This is a genomic window from Oceaniferula marina (genome assembly GCF_013391475.1).
Lineage (GTDB): Bacteria > Verrucomicrobiota > Verrucomicrobiia > Verrucomicrobiales > Akkermansiaceae > Oceaniferula > Oceaniferula marina.
In genome coordinates this window covers 329,815-347,636 of record NZ_JACBAZ010000004.1, presented here as the reverse complement: position 1 = coordinate 347,636, position 17,822 = coordinate 329,815, and the positions used below count along the sequence as shown (strand labels likewise).

The 17,822-nt window shown below is 50.2% G+C and carries 10 protein-coding genes; 9 read left to right on the top strand and 1 reads right to left on the bottom strand.

Annotated features, from left to right (window positions below):
• Positions 1-38: 38 nt before the first annotated feature.
• The 5 genes from HW115_RS11665 (at position 39) to rho (ending at position 7,301) form a co-directional block, all read left to right on the top strand.
• Positions 39-1,166, top strand: coding sequence for an Amuc_1100 family pilus-like protein (locus HW115_RS11665; RefSeq protein ID WP_178933056.1), 1,128 nt, complete (start codon positions 39-41; stop codon positions 1,164-1,166).
• 52 nt (positions 1,167-1,218) lie between these two features.
• Positions 1,219-2,265, top strand: a complete 1,047-nt coding sequence (locus HW115_RS11660) for an Amuc_1099 family pilus-like system protein (RefSeq protein ID WP_178933055.1) — start codon at positions 1,219-1,221, stop codon at positions 2,263-2,265.
• Positions 2,266-2,392: 127 nt separating this feature from the next.
• A complete protein-coding gene (locus HW115_RS11655) occupies positions 2,393-5,056 on the top strand; it encodes an Amuc_1098 family type IV pilus outer membrane protein (protein WP_178933054.1) in 2,664 nt (887 codons plus the stop codon).
• 71 nt (positions 5,057-5,127) lie between these two features.
• Complete coding sequence (gene coaE, locus HW115_RS11650; protein WP_178933053.1) at positions 5,128-5,745, top strand: dephospho-CoA kinase; 618 nt, start codon at positions 5,128-5,130, stop codon at positions 5,743-5,745.
• Between the two features lie 107 nt (positions 5,746-5,852).
• Positions 5,853-7,301, top strand: a complete 1,449-nt coding sequence (gene rho, locus HW115_RS11645) for a transcription termination factor Rho (protein WP_178933052.1) — start codon at positions 5,853-5,855, stop codon at positions 7,299-7,301.
• A gap of 215 nt (positions 7,302-7,516) precedes the next feature.
• Here rho and HW115_RS11640 read toward each other — a convergent pair whose 3' ends face one another.
• Positions 7,517-8,353: a hypothetical protein gene (locus tag HW115_RS11640; RefSeq protein WP_178933051.1), complete on the bottom strand. Its 837-nt coding sequence runs from the start codon at positions 8,351-8,353 to the stop codon at positions 7,517-7,519.
• 446 nt (positions 8,354-8,799) lie between these two features.
• Here HW115_RS11640 and HW115_RS11635 point away from each other — a divergent pair, with 446 nt between their 5' ends.
• The 4 genes from HW115_RS11635 to gyrB all read left to right on the top strand — a co-directional run bounded on the left by HW115_RS11635 (position 8,800) and on the right by gyrB (position 17,802).
• On the top strand, positions 8,800-10,335 hold the full coding sequence (locus HW115_RS11635) for a hypothetical protein (RefSeq protein ID WP_178933050.1): 1,536 nt from the start codon (positions 8,800-8,802) through the stop codon (positions 10,333-10,335).
• A 106-nt stretch (positions 10,336-10,441) separates the two neighbouring features.
• Positions 10,442-13,954: a S8 family serine peptidase gene (locus HW115_RS11630; RefSeq protein ID WP_178933049.1), complete on the top strand. Its 3,513-nt coding sequence runs from the start codon at positions 10,442-10,444 to the stop codon at positions 13,952-13,954.
• Between the two features lie 75 nt (positions 13,955-14,029).
• Positions 14,030-15,082 (top strand): ribonuclease D, encoded by a 1,053-nt coding sequence (locus HW115_RS11625; RefSeq protein WP_178933048.1) that lies wholly within the window; start codon positions 14,030-14,032, stop codon positions 15,080-15,082.
• Positions 15,083-15,210: 128 nt separating this feature from the next.
• A complete protein-coding gene (gene gyrB / locus HW115_RS11620; protein WP_178933047.1) occupies positions 15,211-17,802 on the top strand; it encodes a DNA topoisomerase (ATP-hydrolyzing) subunit B in 2,592 nt (863 codons plus the stop codon).
• The last annotated feature ends 20 nt before the right edge of the window (positions 17,803-17,822 follow it).

Below are 17,822 nucleotides of genomic sequence, written 5' to 3'. Positions count from 1 at the left end.
GTGAAAGTAACGGACATTTTTTACAATTTTATACGACCATGAGTTGGATTCAGGAAAATACATTTGTGGCCGGCCTGGTAGGGGTTACGGCAGTTGTGGGTGGTGCTTTTCTCTTTTTTGGGTTTTCCCAAGGTGGAGCATACAATGAAAAATTAGAGCAATTTGAGGAACTCAAATCGCAATACGCCCAATTAGAAAAGCAGAAGCCATACCCGACGAGCGGTCACCTTGCGGCCCGCGAAGAGGGGGTTGAAGCCTATGATGAGATGATCGATGAGGTGCGTTCGAAGGTGCTTAAATTTGCTCCGGCGAAGCTTGAGAAAATGACGCCGGACCAGTTTAGGGATGTGCGTGTTCAGATGGGGGAGGAGCTGCGTGCAGCATTCACCAAAGCTGGAACCGAGTTGCCCGATGGTTGTTTGTTTGGTTTTGAGAATTACGAAGTTGATTCGGCTCGGATGAATGCCACAGCCAAGCTGAATTACGAGCTGGAGGCCATCAAGTGGCTGCTGAACCAATTGGCTGAAGTGAAGCCCGTCTCGTTGAACAATATTCGGCGTGTTGAGTTGCCAGAGGAGAGCGGTGTGGTTGTTCAGCCTGAGCCAGTGAAAGGGAAGGGTAAGAAGGCCCGGCGTCCGAAGCCTGGTCAGAGCTCGGGTGAGGCATTTGGTCGCGTCTATGAGATGATGCCCGTCGAGTTGTCGTTTACCGCTAACGAAGATGCCGTTCGCAGTTTTATTAGTGAGATGGTGAACTCTGAGAAGTATTACTTTGCGATTCGCGGTGCTCGTTTTCGCAACGAGCGTCAAACCCCACCTACGCACCAGGATGCCAATTTCCCAGCGGATATTATCCCTGCCGCTGGTGGGGCGGATGGCGGTTTTGCTGGATTTGAAGGCTTTATCGATGATGGAGAATCCGCGCTTGGTGAAGAGGATAGCACTGAAGTGGCCGAGGATGGTGCCGAAGATCCTGTCGTTCAACCCGCCAAGCCGGTGGTTCCGGCCGGGGAGTTGATTTTAAAGCAGGTTCTGGGTTCTGAAAATATTCAGGTCCACCTTTGTTTTGATGTCATCCTGCTTACGAAAAAAGAAGAAGCTGAGTCTTCAAAAGGCAAGGGAAAGAAGGCAACTGAAGATTCGAGCGACGATTCGTCCGACAGTTAATTTACGATCTGAATGATTGTTCACTATTTGATTTAATTAGAAATTATTACTTATGTCCTGGTTATCAGAGAACTATGAAAAAGCATCCCTGGGAGGTGCCGTTGTTGTTGCCCTTGCATGTGGTGCCGTTGTTTTCAGCAACAAGGATGCTGTTGATGAGGCCTTTGCCATTCCGACGGTTAAACGCAATACGGATGTGTCCGTTCCCGGGTTGGAGGAAATTGAAGATGTCAGGGATTCCTTGGATGATACACACGTGGCGGAGCCGCCAACGACGCCTTCAGGGCGTAGTGTCAACCTGATGACCGGGGTGTCCCTTTTTGCACGCAGGAACGATTTGGATAATCCGGTCGACTTGCTTCAAAGTGGCCCTGTTCACCCTCCGATCCCCAACAAATGGTGGTTGGATAACAATTTGAATCCTGGCTATTCCGATTCTACGGATCGCGATCCGGATGAAGACGGTTTTTCCAATATGGAGGAGTTTGTGGCCAAAACAGACCCCAACGATTTTAAGTCCTATCCGGATCCTGTGGTGAAATTGAAAGCACTTTCTGTGAAATCGACTCAGGTTCAAATCAAACCGTCTGGTTTTGGTGACGGCAAATTCAAGTTCAAATTGCAGACCTTGGGTGAGCGGGAGTTGAATAAAATGGGTCAAGATCCCATCGCCAAGGGGGATAATATTGTCTTCCGTGATGAGTTGATGAAAACCCGCTTTAAGTTCAAGGATGTGTTGGATGTCGAGGTGGATAACCATGGCATTGCTCAGACCGTCAGAATTTGGGTGATCGAGGATCTGAAACCCAACAAAGCGGGGACACTCTACCGTTTTGACCGTCGAGGGCACCGAACTGAAGAAGGGGAACCCAAAGGGGTTGTTGATAGCACGGTGGAATTGACTCTGGATGCGCTGAAGCAGGGGGGAAGCCCATTCACGCTCGAAGAGAATGTTCGTTTTGCTCTACCATATGATTCCAAGGCGACCGGAAAACCTTACCTTTTGAAGAAGGTGGATCGCGCTAACAAGCAAGTCGAAGTCGAATACACCGACAAAGACGGAAACAAGAAAATTCATGTGATGCCTTACGGGAAGTAAGGGGCTGTAATCACTAAGTAAATGAAGAGGGTTGTTCGGAGGCGTTAACAACCAGCTTATTCAAAAAAAATTGAAAAAAACGCTTCACAAAGCCCTTTGAAAACGTCACTAAATACTCACGCTTATTATGGAAACCACACCTACGCAAATATCCATGCACGATTCCGGTCGTGATCGCACCCACAACTTCGGTCGTCCTGTTAGCAGAAAAGCAGCTGTTCTTATGGCTGTGGCAGCATCCATGCCAATGGCCAGTAATCTGGCTATCGCCGGAGACGGCGGCTACGGATCCTACGGAGGAGGGAGCACATCAAGCATCGCGCAGAAAGAAATTGCGCGCCGTGCCCGCCTCGTTCAGCAAGCTGACCAAGCGCTCGCGCTGGGTCGCGCTGCTTACGCTGAGCAAGATTACGAAGAAGCTGTTAAGCAATACAAGATTGCGGCAAGTCTTCTGCCTCCTGGGCCAGCTCTTGAAGATCGCCGCCGCTCCTATTACGGTCACCTTGGTGATGCCTCGATTGCTTTGGCTCAACAATATCGCCGGGTAGGTAAGTATGACGAAGGTCGTGCCCTGCTTGAGGATGTGCTTCGCCGTGACCCTGCAAACTTGAATGCCAAGAAGCAGCTTGCTTATTTTGATGATCCTATCCGGACCAGCCCTGCTCTGACTTATGAGCACACCCAGAACGTCGACAAAGTTCGCCGTCATCTCTACATGGGTGAAGGGTTCTACAACCTCGGAAAATATGATGATGCCGACGCAGAATTCCGTAAGGTGCTCCGCATTGACCCATACAACAAGGCTGCTCGCCGTTGGATGGAAAAAGTGGCGAATATCAAGTCGGATTACTATCGTTCCGCATACGACCACACCCGTGCGCACCTTCTTCAGGAAGTGGACGCAGCGTGGGAGATGGCGGTTCCAGCCGAAGTGCCTGTCTTTGTTCCCAAGGAGCAAGGTGGGCCTACCAGTGGGGTGGCTTATCTGCAGCAGCAGCTGAACACCATCACCATTCCGATGGTGGACTTTGATAATACCACTGTGGAAGAAGCACTCGATTTCCTACGTTTGCGTTCCCGCGAATTGGCACCAGATAGCAAAATCAACTTCATTGTGCGCAAGCCATCCGTTAGCGGTGGTGGGGATTCCGGAATTGGTGCTGATGACCTCGATCCAGATGCAGATGCAGGATTGAATCCTAACCAACTTCGCATCAAGGAGCTCAAGCTTCGCGATGTGCCACTTGGAACCGTTCTTCAGTATATCTGTGATGCAACCCGCCTTCGTTACAAGTTGGATGAGCACTCGGTGGTGCTACTCCCCTTGGACTCGCTTGAGGTGAATGATCTTTACACCCGCTCTTTTGTTGTGCCGCCGGACTTTATTGCCCAGCTGATGCAAGGATCTGATAGCTCGTCTGATATTGATGATGACCCATTCGGTGGAGGAGGCTCATCAGGTGGAACGACACTTAGCCAACGCCCGGGAGCCAAGGAGCTCTTGATGAAAAATGGTGTGAACTTCCCTGATAAGGCATTTGCGAACCATATCGCAGCCACCAGTACGCTGGTTGTGCGTAACACCTTGGCGAATCTGGATATCATTGAACAGGTGATCGAAGGAATGAGAATTGGCGGTCCTCGCCAGGTTCGGATTCTCACCAAGTTCATTGAAATCTCTCAGGAGAACACGGATGAGTTGAGTTTTGACTGGATTGTCACACCGTTCAACGTTGCAGGTAACAGCACCTTCCTCGGTGGTGGAACCGTTGGTAATGGATCTCCACGAACCGGTGGTGATTTTATCAGCCCAGTTTCGGGTGTGACCATTCCTGGTATTCCATCTGGTACAACCCAGCAGGTTTCCAATACGTCAACAGCCGGTCTTCGGAGTGGTGACTACGCCACGACACGGAACAGTATCGATGCCATTTTGAACAATCCGACACGGACGGCTCAAACTGGCAATGTTGCTCCTGGTATTCTGTCTCTGACAGGTCTTTATACTGACGGTCAGGTGCAAATGATCATGCGTGGACTCGCTCAGAAGAAGGGGTCTGATATCATGACGGCTCCCAGTGTGCTCGCTCGCTCCGGTGAGAAAGCGACGATCGAGGTGATCCGCGAATTTATTTATCCAACTGAATACGAACCACCAGAATTGCCCAACAGTGTTGGAACCAACAATAGCACCGGTGGTATTGGTGGTATTGGTGGAGGCGGAGCCTCATCCTTCCCTGTGACTCCAGCGACGCCGACAGCCTTTGAAACGCGGAACACAGGTGTGACGCTTGAGATCGAGCCAACCATTGGTGAAAGTAACTACACCATCGATCTGCGCTTCGCTCCTGAGATTGTTGAATTTGAAGGCTTCATCAACTATGGTAGCCCAATTCAAAGCCCTGCAAGTGATGCTCTGGGTAACCCGATTCAGGTGACCATTACCGAAAACCGGATTGAGATGCCCGTCTTCTCCACTCGCCGTGTGAATACAGCCCTCACTATTTATGATGGCTACACCGTCTCTGTTGGTGGATTGATGAGTGAAAACGTCCAGAACGTGGAAGATAAGGTTCCTGTTCTCGGTGATTTGCCTCTGATTGGACGCCTATTCCAGAGTAAAGCGGAAAACCATATCAAGAGTAACCTGATTATCTTTGTGACAGCTGAGATCATCGATGCGGCAGGTCAACGGATTAATAATCCGACCGAAAGCGTGGACACTGCACCGGGTATGATGGATCCTCCAATCATGGGTGTTGACGGCTCTGACCCGCTCCCAAACAAGTAGGTTTTCAATCTGACTTGTAAGATTTACAACCCCGACCGTGGCAACGCGGTCGGGGTTTTTTCCTCAAGGATATGAATGAGAAACTTCAGCTTGTTGCCCTGACTGGGGGTATTGCCACAGGTAAATCCACGGTGGCTCGTCTGTTTGAAGACTTGTATCCTTCAATGGTGCTGTTTGATGCGGACTCTGTTGTGCGGTCCTTGTATGCGAATGAAGAAGTGATTCGGGAGATTGTCGACTATTTTGGCCATCGATCGATACTGCAGGGCGGAGAGCTTGATCGTGCTTATTTACGGCACCGAGCCTTTGCTTTTCCTGCAGATCGGCAGTTTCTCGAAGGGGTGTTTCATCCCAGAGTGCGCGAAGAATGTCTTGCATTGCTCGAGATAAGCGCTAAAAGAGCGGTGTCGCGCCTGTTCGTTGCGGATATCCCTCTCCTGTTTGAGAGTGGATTTGATTTTGGCCAGTCGGCCAATCTGATGGTGGCTACCAGTCAAGCCACTCAAGTTGCCCGACTAAAAAAACGCAACGCCTGGGATGACGAAACGGTGAATGGAGTAATCTGTTCCCAGATGCCCATCTCTGCCAAAATGGCACGAGCGGATGTGGTGTTTTGGAATGAAGGCCCATTGGATGTGTTGCGTCGGCAATGCCGGAGGTTCATCCATTCACTTGGAATTGGACAATAAAGAGATCGTAAACCATCGCTGTCGAGCTTGAGCTTTTGTAGTGATTGATGTTGTATGGTTCTTGATGCTCCAACATTTAAAAACTGATAAGATACCCCAATAAATTGATGAGTGAAGAATTGGAACCTGTTGCAGAGGATAATGAGCCTTTGACCTCTGAAAGTGTACCCGAACCAGCGGCGGAGACGGCTGCCGAAGAGGCGGCTACGGAAGAGACGGCTACGGATGAGCAAAAGCAATCGGAGAAAGCACCGATGCCAGCGGAGGAGGTGAAGCCTGTCTTGGATTTGCCGGAGTCATTGGTGATCAATGAGCTTCGCTTGAGGCCTCTGTCTGATATCTACGCCATGCTTGAGGTCTTGCCCGTTAAGATTCCGGCAAAGGCTTCGAAGAGTCAGCTGATATTTGAGTTGGTTTCCTTTTATGCGCGGGAGGGAGTATCGCTTGTGGGGGAGGGGATTCTCGAACAGGCGAAAGATAATTACGCGATGCTTCGCGACCCGGTAAAGAGTTTTAAAACGTCTCCTGATGATCTTTACATTAGCGGGAACATGATCCGTGAGCATGGCCTGACGGTAGGTCAGAAGGTGAAAGTTGAACTCAGGGGACCGAAGGGCAGGGATAAGTATATTTCGGCCAATGAAGTGCTTGAGGTTGAAGGCGTCCCGGTTGATCAATACGAAAAGCCGAAGTCATTTGATCATCTTACGGCCATGTTTCCAGATCAGCGGGTGATTCTTGAGAATAAGGAAACCGGGATGACCCCTCGCGTGTTGGATTTGATCGCTCCGCTCGGTAAGGGGCAGCGCGGTTTGATTGTGGCTCCACCACGTGGTGGGAAAACCATCATGCTCAAGCAGATTGCCAAATCGATTCAGCTGAATCACCCTGAAGTTGAGTTGATTATTCTCCTGCTGGATGAACGTCCTGAGGAGGTGACAGATTTCGAAGAAACCGTTGAAGCCGAAGTCTTTAGCTCGACCTTTGATGAGCCTGCGAAACGCCACGCCCAGGTGTCGGATCTGGTGATGGAGCGAGCTAAGCGCTTGGTGGAGTTGGGTAAGGATGTGGTCTTGCTCTTGGATAGTTTGACACGGCTCGCGCGAGGGCATAACAACTCTCAGCGTGGTGGACCGATTGGTTCCGGAGGTCTGAGCCCCGTGGCATTGCAGCAAAGTCGGAAGTTTTTCGGAGCTGCGAGGAATTGTGAGGAAGGGGGGAGCTTGACCATTCTAGCCACCGCCCTGATTGAGACCGAGAGTAAGATGGATGATGTGATTTTTGAGGAGTTCAAAGGAACTGGTAACATGGAGGTTCGTCTCGACCGTGAATTGGCTGAACAGCGGATCTATCCAGCTATCCATATCCCACAGAGCGGAACTCGTAATGACGACCGCCTCTATCACCCGGCAGAGATGGACAAGGTTCTTGAAATTCGCCGACAATTGGCCTCCTTGCCTATCGGTGAGGCAATTCAGACTTTATTAAAGAATTTGTCCAAGACGGGGACCAATGCCGAGCTCTTGTTGTCCGGTTTGACCATCGGCGGCAGGTAATGCCATTTGAGTGGTTCGTTTGCCGGAATGGCGTGTCCCTTTGGCCTTGAGTTCAAGGCGCGACAAAGGAATGTAGCGAGCTAAATGACTGAGGAAAAACACCGAAATCAAGCCAAAGAAATACCGCTTTTCATTCCCATCAGCTACGCTGACTAGCTTCCATCTCAAGCTCTTAACTATTTATCCCTTCCGATCAAATAACCGGGAGAATGGTATTAGCCATGGGGGGTAGGCTCGGTTTGGTCGTTTCCTTGTTTCTTTTCTCCAGCCTCCTTTTCCCCGGTCTCCTTTTCCCCGGTCTCCTTTTCCCCGGTCTCCTTTTGTTTGGGTTTTTTGGTGTCGGGAACGGCTTCAAAACCGTATTGATACTGGATGTAGATATCCGTTTTATCCATGGTTTTGGATAGGCTCAAGTTGACGCGGCGGGTTTCCTCCTCTGTGTCTTCTGGGTCAACAGAGTTTTCGAAGATCATGCTGAGTTTGCCATTGACGCTATGTTGTCTGGTGAGTTGGAGACCTGATTGCTTGAAAGATTCGATATAGAAGTCTCGAATCGAATCCTCGGTGTCTTTGTGGTTGGCCGAGATCTGCCCCCAAATGCTTCCATCTTGGAGTGGTCTGTGCAGCTTGGTGGGCATAATGCTCATGTCCTTGTAGGAAGGGATCCAGTCTGGGCACCTGCCTCGCCCGGGAGTGGATTCGAGCCAGTTTTGCTTTTTCTTTTGGTTGGCAAGGTAGCGTTTGGCCATTTCTTCGTCTTCTCGAACGACTTCGTAATGCCCGTCAATGATACTTTGAAATGGTAGGTTCACTGATCTTCCTGAGTAGACATTGCGAATATGAAGTTCTCCGTCGACGACTTTCATTATTTCGACGCGGGGGTCGTTATTGATGACTTCTTCTGCTTTTGCTTGTAAGTCTGGAACGCTGGACTCTTTTTTGGGGGTTGGAGGGGGAGGGGTGCTGGTTTTTGATTTGCATGCTTGCAAATTGAACATGAGAGGACAAGCGAGTGCGAGGATGAGTGTGTGGCGGTGAAAGATGGTGTTCATGAAAGATGTGGTGTTGGTCGTAAGCTTGGGTGCGTGGAATCCGTGCGATCCGTTGATTGATGTCGATTATGTTGTGCAGGTCTTGGCCTGGCAACCCCAACCTCGGTGAAATTTCAGCGAGTGTTGTCGATTCTGGGCTGTCTATACTGTCTGTGTTGCACGCGTGGTCGTTTCATAGGGAGAAAGGAGTGGCGAGGCTGATAAAAACGAAGTATACTGGTAGCATTACAAAAATAATATCTTAAATAAATGAGCCTCGCCAACCACATCAAGCCATAGAGTCCATCACGGCGTGTCTGAAACACTGACGCTGAATGTTTTGCCGCTGAATGACCAGTGGTGTTATGGCTTCGCCATAATCCTAAACTCCCTCGCTATTTCAGTCTTTTATGCTTGATCTCGGGTGTTGAGCTTGTAGAAACAGCTATTCAAACACTACACCTACGATGATTAGACCTTTATTAGTGGCCATTGGCCTCTCTATGCCCATGCTGGCGCATGCCCAGATTTCGTTTGAGTTTCAAAATTCCAAGGCCGGTTTTCAAACGGGTAAAAAGAATTTGTATTACGAGGGGGGGGTGTATCGCATCCTATTGGAAGACGGTAGTTGGTCGGCGTCGGTGTGTGCCGGCGCGAACCCGGGCCCAGGGCCGGTTCCCGCCAACCCTCTTATCCCATGTCCTCTGGGGACCAATGCTTTTTTCTTTGGAACGGGTGCGACGGCTGGTTTGACGGGTCACTGGTCGCTGGCTGCAGCTCCCATTCCAGCTCTCGTATTTGAATACAGTCGTCCTGATCTGGTGCAGCTTGTTGGAGCTCCACCATCGTTGCTTGAGCGCCCAGAGGTGTTACCCTTGGTGGATAGCAGCATTAACATTGGTTACAGCTATTTGACTGCCAGTTATACCCAATACCGTATTTCATCGTATGCTCACGAGCAGACTTTCTTGCCGAATGAGAGTGAACGGTCCCGGCATGATCGCACGATCGTCTATGGGAAATATGACTATGTCTATCCGCGCTTGCTGACGGACATTGAGCGTGAATACGGCTATGAGCCACGCCCGCAGCCCGTTAGTATCACTACCTTTCCCGTTCCCGAGTCCTATCCAGGGCTGACGACTGCGCCGATCAAGTCCGGGTTCCGTTACTTGAATGGTGACGAAAAACTCAACGGGGATCCATATGATGGAGTATGGGCCAACGGTATGCTTGAGCTCGACCCTAACTTTTCAATGAGAATATCCTGGGAAGGGATTATTCCCGGTGAAAACTGTATTGTGAATGTCGACCGGATGTTCCTTTGGATTCAAGATGACAAATTGGATGACCCACTCGCTGGTCCGGTTGCTCAAGATGTAGTCTATCCGGTTCCCGGATTGGGCACGGAATACAAAATCCCTGTCGAGAGAATGATCTACGGTTTTGAAGATCTGCCTCCTTTCTACTTGGGATGGTCTGTTGGTGACGAAGTTTATCTTTATACTCGTTATGAGCGGAACTCAGAGGTGACCAGTGCCATTGTCAAGGATAGCTCCACTCGTGTGTGGGGAATGCCGATCAGATTTGTGGAAACCTATGCTGGTTTTGCCTTGGGTAATTTTCCAGTCGATACCCCGGATTCTCTCAAGAAGCCTAATGCAGACTACGACCTTGATGGGGTAAGTAACTTTCTTGAGTATGCGGCTGGGACCGATCCAACAGACATCACGTCGACACCTCCTCCAGGATTCCCTAATCTGACGCCGGTTTTTGTAAACGGTGACTGTGTGGTGACGATGGAAAAGCGAGCAAATGTCGGTAGCTCAGTTCGCTATGAGCTTCAAACGAGTTATGATGGCGTGAAGTGGACCACGATTAAGAAAACGGGAGACCCTTACTGGACTGTCATTGAGACAGAAACGCAACTCACGGCTACAGCAGTGGCCGCTGACCTGCCGGGGCCTTGCCTGGTTCGAGCCAAGATTTCATTGCTTCGATAGCTCCATGTCTGACCATTTGTCGTTATGAGACATGCATTCCCTCTTTTTTCGGGAAGAGGGACTTTTTTTGCACTATTTTTGAGTTAACTACACCTATACAAATTTTATGAAATACCGATCCACTATGCTCACGGGGCTGGCCGCATTGCTAGGCTCTGGGGCCTTTATTTGCGCAGAAGAGTTAGATGAGGGGGTTTACCGCATCCAGGACAAGGGGAGTCTGCAGCTGTATGAAATTGATTGGTCGTCGGTTAAAGCGGCCCCGGGAAAAGGGAAGCTTGGGGTGAAAGCGCTGCAGGAGAAGCCCGAGGATTTCAAAAGTTTCAAAAAGCAATATCGTGAAACGGCTGCAGGAGCAGCAGTGAAGCCGGGGATTGTGTTTTATCCCAAAGGTTATGACCGCAAGTCTGCCAATGGACGGGTCCTGTATAATAAACTCATACTTCAATTACCACTGGGTGCCGATGCTCAGCAAATCAGTGATGCTCTGGGGGCTCGATCATTCCGTGAATATCCAGCAAAAAAATGCTTGTATCTCGTGGTTCAATTCGAAGATGCGATCGAAGCTCTGGAAAAATTGGAACTGACGAAAGATTTTCCACAGATTACCAGTGCGAAACCCTTGCTGTCGAAGAATGTAAAAACGATGGCCACTCCGACGGATCCTCGTTTTGCATATAGCGCTTTTAATACAAAATACCAGTGGCATCTCTGGAACACGGGGCAGAATGACGGAGTCCTCGGTGAGGATATCAATGTTCGCGATGCCTGGGACAAATACACTGGTGCCGGTGTGACAATCGCTGTTGCTGATGATGGATTGGATATCAAGCACCCGGATTTGATTGCCAATACTACAGACCAAGTCCACTACAACTGGGCCTCGCAAACCAATGACCCCACACCTGTTGATGGTTTTGATGAATCCCACGGAACTTCTGTTGGAGGGGTTGCCGCTGCACGTTGGAATAATGGTGAAGGAGGAACCGGGTCTGCCCCGGAAGCTTCGCTGGTTGGTCTGCGTTGGTTGGTGACTAGTGTGCCTGGTTATTTTCCGGGGGGGGATATCACTGCTGAAGTATTGGGCTGGGGGCAAACCTTTGGCGATCGCCTAGGGGCTACGAACATTGATGTGCATAACAATAGCTGGGGCCCAGTCGATCCGGTTCAGCTCTCGGCTATGGATGGGCTTGAAGAGGCTGCTATTCTTGCTGGTATTGAGCAGGGACGAGGCGGGCTTGGAACCATTTATATGTTTGCCGCAGGTAACGATCGCCTTGACAATGGAAATGCCAACCACACCGGTTATTGTGCCTCTCGTTATACGATTGCGATCGGGGGGACGCGGGACCAGGGGGTGAATGCAAGTTATTCCAACCCAGGTTGTGCATTGATCGTTTCGACTCCAACCGGAGACTTTGGTTTTCAAGACATTACGACGACTCAGTTTCGTGGTGTTCCCGGAGGAAGTGATGGATACACGGATAGCTTCAATGGAACGTCCTCTGCAACACCTTTGGCTACCGGCGTAGTTGCGTTGATGTTAGAGGCTAATCCGGGCCTGGGCTGGCGGGATGTGCAGGAAATTTTGATTCAATCGGCAAGGAAGAACGATGCTTTTGATTTGGATTGGCAAGAGAATACTGCAGGGTTTCATTTCAACCACAGGTATGGAGCCGGCGTAATCGATGCCACGGCAGCTGTGAACCTGGCTGAGACATGGGTCAATCTTGAGCCTGAAACCTCCGTTTCTTTGCAACAGGCGGATTTGGGTTTGGATATACCAGATCAAGGGGTGCTCGAGCTTGAGTTCGATTTCGCTGAGGTCGCGAATAAGCGAGTTGAGAATATTGAGGTTCAACTCAAAGTTGAACATGTTCGTCGCGCAGACCTCGAGTGTGTGTTGGTCTCGCCGAGTGGTATGAGAAGCCGCCTTAAAGAGTCGTTTGCCGGCGGATTTTATGCAGATATCGATTACACGTTCTTGAGCACCTTTTGCTGGGGAGAGGATTCGCACGGAACTTGGAGGGTCGAGTTTAACGACCGCCAGGCGGGAGTAGGAGGCACCGTCGAGGATGTGAAGATTACGATTTACGGTGTTGATCGTATTCCCCAAATTCCACCGATTGCCGGCCCTAACCGGGTTGGAAATGTAGTGAACACCCCCATGGATTATACCTTGGATGTTCGCTATGCAGATACAGTGGATCTCATGACGCCTCTGCCTCCCGGGCTTTTCTACGATGCGGAAAACCAACGAATTTATGGAACGCCGACTGAGATTGGCATGACCCAGGTTCATTTTCTTCTTAAAAACGAGTATGGTGAAACCGATTACCTTTTGGCAATCTACATCGGGGATATCCCGGATCAGGATCTTGCCGGTGCGATTGAGCAGCATGAAAAAAGTGTAAAAAGTACCGGTTTTTACGGCATGTGGGATCTGGAGTTGGACGATACCTCTGATGGCTCTGATGCCATTAAGACGGTCATTGATATTCCCTTTTCACCTACCGGAAATCCGGTTTCACCTTACGGTGAAGCTCATTTGACGGTGCCTCACAGCGGTGGAGGAATCGTAATGTTCAACTGGAAAGTGGATTCCCCCGAGGCGCTTGATCGCTTGTGGTTCTATCCATCATCTAAAAAATTAGGGCTCAGGAACTGGAGAGGTTTCTTGTCCGGTGATCGTGACTGGGGAGCGTTTGCTTCCAAGGTTCCAGATGGCAATATTGATCTAAAGTGGAGTTACATGGAGGATAAAACTGTCGATGGACTCGGTGGTGGTGGTAAGGCCTTGCTTGATCAGGTGCAACTATTCACGGAGCAGGAATACTCCACGATGCTGGCTGACTACGCGGGCACAGATCTTGAGTTCGAAACGGATGCTCGAGCTTTGTGGGTTCCAGCCCCCTATCTCTTCAGCCCGGATGGGAAAGTGTTGCAGCCATCTGCCATTGGTAATGCGCAGTATGCGGATTTGACCACGCGATTTGAGGGGCCTGTTCGGATTACTTTCGACTGGGCACTTTCAGCGCAGAATGGAGATAAGTTACAATTCCTTGTGGATGGAGTGAGGCACGCCGAACTGAATGGTGATCAGGATTGGTCCGAGTATTCATTTGTTGCTGATACAGGTTCTCACGTCGTCACTTGGCGCTACGTCAAAGATAGTCGCGGTTCCCGTCTTCAGGATACAGCCTTCCTGGATTCGATCAGTTACGAAGCGGTTTACACTTATACTTTCTGGGCGGACAACATCTTTACGGATGCTCAGTTACTTGATCCAGCTATCTCAGGTGAGGAAGCTGACCCGAATAACAATGGTATCAGCAATCTGCTGGAGTATGCCTTCGGAGGAAATCCTCTCGAGATCGGTGATACTCTGAGCCTTCCCGCTCTTGTCATGGATGGTTTAGGTCATGGTTTCACTTATCGTAAGGACACCAAGCTCGCCGATATCACCTATATCATGGAAGAAACGACGGATCTTGAAAATTGGACCCCGGTGACGGGAGATCTTATTAGTACGGATGGCGACTATGAAACTTACCGTTATGAATTAACACCATCCGATACAGATACGGAGAGGTTCGTTCGAGTAAGGGTTGTCAAGTGATTCTATACCGTGTAGGTTTACTGGTGAGTGCGTGTGATTTATTTACGCGCGCACGTAACCTTGACCACTGAAAAAATGATTGATACTCCGGACCAACTGAAGGCGTTTTTTGAAAAACGCAACCAGGGTGGAGTTTTGTGCGCTGTCGATACGGAAGCTGATAGTTTGCACAGGTTCAAGGAGAGCTTGTGTTTGGTTCAGTTCAGTGATGGTGACGAACACGTGCTCATTGACCCGCTGGCCATCGAGGATTTATCTCCTCTTCGGGCGTATCTCGAAGATGCGACATGCTGGATGCATGGGGCTGATTACGATATGCATATGCTCAGGACCCATTTGGGTGTAGTGCCTCCGGTTGTTTATGACACCCAGATTGGAGCTCGCCTGCTGGGGGTGCGTCAGTTTGGTTATGGTAACCTTGTAGAGCATTACATGGGGGTGGAGATTGAAAAAACATCCCAGAAGGCGGATTGGGCGAAACGCCCATTGACTCCCGTGATGGAAAAATATGCTCTGAACGATGTGATTTACCTCCTGCCGATGGCTGAGTTGATCGTGGATCAACTGAAAATGGCCGGCCGTTATGAGTGGTTTACGGAAAGCTGTGAAGCGGCTCGTGAAAAATCCATGGAGCGTAAGCCTGAACGGGAAGACCGCTGGCGAATTAAAGGGAGCGGAACGCTGCCACCCCGTGGGTTGAACTTTTTGAAAGCGCTCTGGGATTGGCGTAATGTCGAAGCCGAGGCTTGGGATCGTCCTCCTTTTATGGTGGCCGGTAATAAGCAGTTGCTCGAATGGACCCAGGAGCTTTTGGAGGATAAGTTGCCCAAATTGCCCCGGCACTATCGTCCGCGCAGGATAAAGTCTTTTGATCAGGCTGTGGCTAAAGCCAAGATGACCCCTGAAGAGGATATGCCCCAGAAAATCAGGGGGCAGAGACGCCGCAAGGATCGCCAGTTTGATGCCCGTTTGAATAAGCTGATTGCCAAGCGCAACAAGGTGGCGGAAGGTCTCGATATTGATGGCTCATTGATTGCGCCAAGAGCTCCCCTTGAGGCGCTTGCCGCAGGTAACGAAGGGGCCGAATCCTTGCTGATGAATTGGCAGCGGGAATTGCTCGGAATCTGATTTTTTTCGCCGGCCTCGGGCATTTTTTTTGTCTCGTTGGGGGGGGCGGTAGCTGACGTAAAAAAAATGCTCAAATCGAGGAAAGATTCTTGTCTCTTGACCTGAAATTTCAGAGAGTTGGTGCGTCTATGTCTGATCCGTCAAACGAGCCCGAAAACCAAGTTGATCTCGAGTCTGCCCATGAGGCAGATACCACTGAAACCAACGTCTCCGATGCCCAGGAATATGGGGCATCCCAGATCGACAAGCTTGAGGGGTTGGAGGCCGTGCGCAAGCGCCCCGGGATGTATATTGGCGATCCGGATGTGCGTGGTCTGCACCACTGTGTATTTGAGGTGCTGGACAACTCGATTGATGAGCACCTGGCTGGCTACTGTAAGAAAATCAAGATTGCGCTGCATGTTGATGGATCGGTATCGATTGTTGACGACGGACGGGGGATCCCTGTCGAGGTGCATCCGAAGTTTGGAGTTCCGGCCGTGGAATTGGTTCTGACCAGTTTACATGCCGGTGGTAAATTTGGCCAAGGGGCCTATAAATATTCGGGAGGTCTTCATGGAGTGGGGGCAAAGTGTGTGAACGCCCTGTCGGATTGGTTCAAGGCTGAGGTTAGTCGGGAAGGCAAAGTTCACTCGATTACGTTTGAGCGCGGGACCACAACCAAACCGCTGGAGGTTGTCGGAGAGGTGGATGAAAGCCACACCGGAACCACGATTACTTTTTTCCCTGATGCCACGATTTTTACCGATACCATCGAGTTTGAATTTGCCCGATTGTCGACCCGACTGCGTGAGTTGGCATTCCTCAACCCTGGTTTGATTATCGAACTTGAGGATGAACGTCCGGAGAGTGCCCAGAAGGAAAGTTTTTATTATGCCCGCGGGATTGAAGAATTTGTCGAGCAGCTTGGCGAGAACAAGACGCTGGTCCACGAGGATCCGGTGGTTTTGCGAGGTAAGCGGAAGATTGAGATCGAATATGACGGCAAGGTGACCACAGATGACGTTTTTGCCGATGTGGTGTTCCAATACAACGACAGCTACCAGAGCAACATCCTTTGTTTTGCCAACTCGATTCCCAATGCAGACGGAGGAACGCATTTGACCGGATTCCGGGGGGCTTTGACCCGTTCCATCAACCAGTATGCCAAGGCGAACAAGATATTGAAGGATAAGGACCCGGCTTTATCGGGTGATGATGTGCGGGAGGGGATTGTTTGTGTTTTGAGCATCAAGATGCCGAACCCTCGGTTCAGTTCTCAGACCAAGGATAAATTGGTGAATGCTGAAATCGAAGGCGTGGTCAGTTCCATCGTTTACGAGGGACTGCAGTCGTATTTTGAGGAAAACCCGAACCTGGCAAAAACCATCATCGATAAGGCGGTGAATGCGGCTCGTGCCCGTGAGGCCGCTCGGAAAGCCCGTGAGACCGTCCGTAAGTCGGTTCTTTCCGGCGGTGGTCTGCCGGGGAAATTGGCGGATTGTTCGGAACGAGACCCCAAAAAATCAGAGATATACATTGTGGAGGGTGACTCCGCCGGAGGATCTGCCAAGTCCGGACGGAACCGGATTAATCAAGCCATCCTTCCATTGCGTGGTAAGGTGATCAACGTTGAAAAGGCCCGTTTGCACCGGGCCCTGCAAAACAAGGAAATCCAGGCGATGATTACAGCGATTGGAGCGGGCATCGGAGAAGGCGATCAGGACGGTGCGTTTAATCTGGAAAAGGTCCGCTACCACAAAGTGGTGATTATGACGGATGCCGATATTGATGGTGCCCACATTCGCACCCTGTTGTTGACGTTCTTCTGTCGCCACATGCCGGAGTTGGTCAAAGCGGGTTATTTATACATCGCCCAGCCACCGCTCTACAAGGTGACGCGCAAGAAGCGTGAGGAGTATCTGGCCGATGACGATGCACTGAACGAAATCTTGATCAGTCTGGGATCCGAAGATGTGCGCTTGCGTCAGTTTGGAACCGAGAATTACGTTGATCGGGATTTGCTGAAAAGTGTGCTCGACACGCTGGCTCAGCTGACACGCTTCACTTCAACGCTTGAAGGGCACGGCGGTAATTTCCGTAAGCTTCTCGAGTTTTCCAATAGTGGCCATCTTCCTGAATACATGGTGCGTGTCCGAGTCGGCAATGATGAGGAAATTTATTATTTTGATACAGAGAAGGAGTTGTTGAGCTATGCACACGATAACCGAGACCTGCGCCTTTTTGATGAGGAGCTGACGGAAGAAGAAATGATCGCTTATAAGGAGCGCTTCCAAGGGGCTCAGCGCCGTGCAGTGAAACATGAACTACACGAGTCAGCAGCCATTTCCAAAGTGCTCTCCCGGCTCAACGAGTTCGGGGTTCAGACCGATCCGTTTTTCTCGGATGACAAGCCCGTGTATGAGCTCGTCGAAGGTGATGGTGAAAATGAAGAGATTTCTCCTGTTTTCAACTTGTTTGAAATTCTTGACCGGGTTCTGGAAATCGGCCGTAAGGGGATGCGGATTCAGCGATTCAAGGGATTGGGTGAAATGAACGCCAAAGAACTCTACACCACGACCATGGATCCGGAGAGGCGGCAGTTTCTTCAAGTCCGGCTGGATGAAGAAAACATGCTGGAAGCTGACAAGATGTTCGATGTCCTCATGGGCGACATCGTTGAACCACGCAAACGTTACATCGAAGATAACGCCCTCAAGGTGCAAAACCTGGATGTCTAGAGACATCCTTCATTCGTCCA